This window comes from Mycolicibacterium komossense, from assembly GCF_025822605.1.
In the GTDB taxonomy this organism is placed as follows: domain Bacteria; phylum Actinomycetota; class Actinomycetes; order Mycobacteriales; family Mycobacteriaceae; genus Mycobacterium; species Mycobacterium komossense.
The window spans coordinates 1-3,351 of sequence record NZ_JACKTY010000023.1 but is presented as its reverse complement, the minus strand read 5'-3'; the positions used below and the strand labels follow the sequence as shown (position 1 = coordinate 3,351).

The following is a 3,351-nucleotide window of genomic DNA, read 5'->3' as shown; positions in this document are numbered from 1 at the left end:
AACTGGGCCAAACTGTTCTTCAACAACAAAGGCGTCGTCGCCAACTCCACCGACGTCTGCATGAACTACCCACCCAGCGACCCCTCGGTCTGGGTCTACTAGCACTCCGGTTTTAGGAATCCGCCCGGCCACTGTGGTCGGGCGGATTTTTTGTGTCCGTTACCTGCGACGGGCTGCGACGAAAAAGTCCGCCGGACCCACTGGGGTCGAGCGGACTTCTTCGTGAACAGATGCGCTAGACGGTCGCCTCTTCCTTGGGTGCGGGCGGCGGTGTGGGTGAGGACGGCCAGGGTTCGGCGACGGGACGCTGCCGCACGCGCTGCGGCCACCAGAACCACTTGCCCATCAACGCGGCGATGGACGGGGTCATCAGGGATCGAACCACCAGGGTGTCGAACAGCAGACCGAGACCGATGGTGGTGCCGACCTGAGCCATCACCGTCAGCTCACTGATCGCGAACGACATCATGGTGAAGGCGAACACCAGGCCCGCCGAGGTGACAACGGAGCCGCTACCACCCATGGCGCGAATGATGCCGGTGTTGATTCCGGCGTGGATCTCCTCCTTCATCCGCGAGACCAGCAGGAGGTTGTAGTCCGCACCGACGGCCAACAGGATGATCACCGACATCGCCAGCACCATCCAGTGCAGCTCGATACCGATGATGTGCTGCCAGATCAGCACCGACAAGCCGAACGACGCACCGAGCGACAACACCACCGTGCCGACGATCACCGCCGCTGCCACCACACTGCGAGTGATGATCAGCATGATGATGAAAATCAGGCACAGCGAGGCGATTCCGGCGATCAGCAGGTCGTAGTTGGCGCCGTCCTGCATGTCTTTGAACGTGGCCGCGGTGCCGCCGAGGAAGATCTTCGACCCTTCCAGCGGTGTCCCCTTGATCGCCTCCTTGGCGGCTTGCTTGATGGCATCGATCTTCTCGATGCCCTCCGGCGTCATCGGGTCGCCGTCATGGCTGATGATGAACCGGACCGCCTTGCCGTCGGGCGAGAGGAACTGCTTGATACCGCGTTTGAAGTCGGGGTTGTCGAACGTCTCCGGCGGCAGGTAGAACGAGTCGTCGTTCTGGGCCGCATCGAACGCCTGGCCCATGGCGGTGGCGTTCTCCGAACCCGCGGTCTGCTGATCCTGCATGCCCTTCTGCGTGGCATACATCGTGAGCATCATCGTCTTCATGCTCTTCATCGTGGCGATCATCGACGGCATCAGCGCCACCATCTGAGGCATGAGCTTGTCGAGCTTTTCCATCTGCGGCATCAGCGCCTGGATGTCGTCGGTCATCGTGTCGATGCCGTCCAGCGTGTCGAAGATCGAGCGGATCGACCAGCACACCGGGATGTCGAAACAGTGTGGCTCCCAATAGAAATAGTTCCGCAGTGGCCGGAAGAAGTCGTCGAAGTTGGCGATGTTGTCACGCAACTGCTGAATGTCGACGGTCATATTCTTCATCTGCACGACCATGTTGTGCGTGACGTCGGCCATCTGCGCGGTGATGCTCGACATCTTGGTCATGCTGTCGATGGTGTTCTGCATGTCATCGGCCTGTTTGTCCTGGTTGTACTTCTCGTTCATCTTCTGCGTCGTGCTCTGCATGCTGATCTGGAACGGGATCGACGTGTGCTCGATCGGCGTGCCCTGCGGACGCGTGATCGCCTGCACACGTGAGATTCCCGGCACGCGGAAGATGGCCTTGGCAACCTTGTCGATCACCAGGAAGTCCGCCGAGTTGCGCATATCGTGATCGGTCTCGATCAGCAGCAGTTCCGGATTCATCCGGGCCGGCGAGAAATGCCGGTCGGCCGCTTGATAACCCAGCTGCGCGGGCAGATCCTTCGGCAGATAGTTGCGGTCCGGGCAGGGTCAGCAGCCCGACCAGAGCCAGCGCGATCGTCGCAACCAGGATAGGCCCGGGCCAACGCGTCACGGCCGCACCGATTTTGCGCCAGCCCCTGGTCCGCAGCGCGCGCTTCGGCTCCAGCAGATTGAAGTGGGTGGCCACCGTGATCACGGCCGGGCCGAGCGTGAGCGCCGCCAGCACCACGAAGGCCATGCCGATGGCCAGCGGAATACCCAGGGATTGGAAGTACGGCAGATTGGTGAAGTGCAGGCAGAAGGTCGCGCCCGCGATCGTCAGGCCGGAACCGAGCACGACGTGGGCCGTGCCGTGGTACATCGTGTAGAAGGCGGTTTCCTTGTCTTCGCCGAGACTTCGGGCTTCCTGATATCGCCCGATCAGGAAGATGGCGTAGTCCGTGGCACACGCGATGGCAAGCATGACGAGCAGGTTGGTGGCGAACGTCGAGAGCCCGATGATGTTGTGGTACCCGAGGAAAGCGATCAATCCCCGGGCAGCGGCCAACTCGAGCACCACCATGGCCAGCACGATGAGTACCGTGACAATCGATCGGTAGATCAACAGCATCATCACGATGATCACCACGAAGGTGAGCCCGGTGATCATCTGCAGGCTTCGGTCGCCGGCGATGTGCTGATCCGCTGAGATGGCCGCAGGACCGGTGACGAACGCCTTCAGTCCGGCCGGCGGCGGATCGTCTTTGAGGATGTTCTGGACGGCCTCGACGGATTCGTTGGCCAGCGCCTCGCCCTGGTTGCCGGCCAGGTAGACCTGGGTGTAGGCGGCCTTGCCGTCCGGGCTCTGCGCCCCGGATGCGGTCAGGGTGTCACCCCAGAAGTCCTGCACATGCTCGACGTGTTTGGTGTCGGCTTCGAGCTTCTTGATCAGCCCGTCGTAGTACTGGTGCGCGGCGTCACCGAGGGGCTGATCTCCCTCCAGCACCACCATCACCGAACTGTTCGACTTGAACTCGTCGAAGACGTGGCCGACTTCCTTCATCGCCACCACCGACGGGGCGTCATCCGGGCTCATCGAGACCGAACGGAGGATCCCGACGGCCTCCAGTTGGGGCACGACGGTGTTCAGCACCGCGATGATGAAGATCCAGGCCAGGATGATCGGGATCGCCAACCGGCGGATCCACGGGGCTATCCCTGCGGGCTTATCCTGCCGACCGTGACGCTGTGCAGGCAACGTCGCCTGGTGCCCGGCAACCGTCGGGATGGCGTCCGTGGGTTCGTCGCGCGGGGGTGAACTCATGCTGATTTCACCAGGCAGAAGGTCTGGGCGGTGACGCCGGTTGAGGAATTCGTGTCCTTGACGACATCGTCGACGGTGATGCGGCAGTTGATGTCGGTGCTGTCACCCTGGGCCACGATATTGGGAAACACCGACGGATCGGTAGTACTCAACGTCAACGTGAACGGCAACGGCGCATGATCAATCCGCTGCGGCTGAGCATCAAGGTCCA

Annotated in this window: 2 protein-coding genes and 1 pseudogene; 1 reads left to right on the top strand and 2 read right to left on the bottom strand. The window is 61.9% G+C overall.

Annotated features, from left to right (window positions below; translation table 11 throughout):
* The coding region (locus H7J73_RS10420; RefSeq protein WP_264067276.1) for a DUF5078 domain-containing protein at nt 1–102 on the top strand (102 nt) is incomplete at its 5' end.
* Nucleotides 103–235: 133 nt separating this feature from the next.
* Here the strand turns inward: H7J73_RS10420 and H7J73_RS10415 are convergent.
* Together H7J73_RS10415 and H7J73_RS10410 are read right to left on the bottom strand one after the other, a co-directional pair.
* Nucleotides 236–3,140: pseudogene (locus H7J73_RS10415) on the bottom strand (MMPL/RND family transporter).
* Nucleotides 3,137–3,351, bottom strand: a 215-nt coding sequence (locus tag H7J73_RS10410; RefSeq protein WP_264067275.1) for an MmpS family transport accessory protein, incomplete at its 5' end; no start/stop codon positions are given. The pseudogene H7J73_RS10415 and the gene H7J73_RS10410, both read right to left, overlap by 4 nt.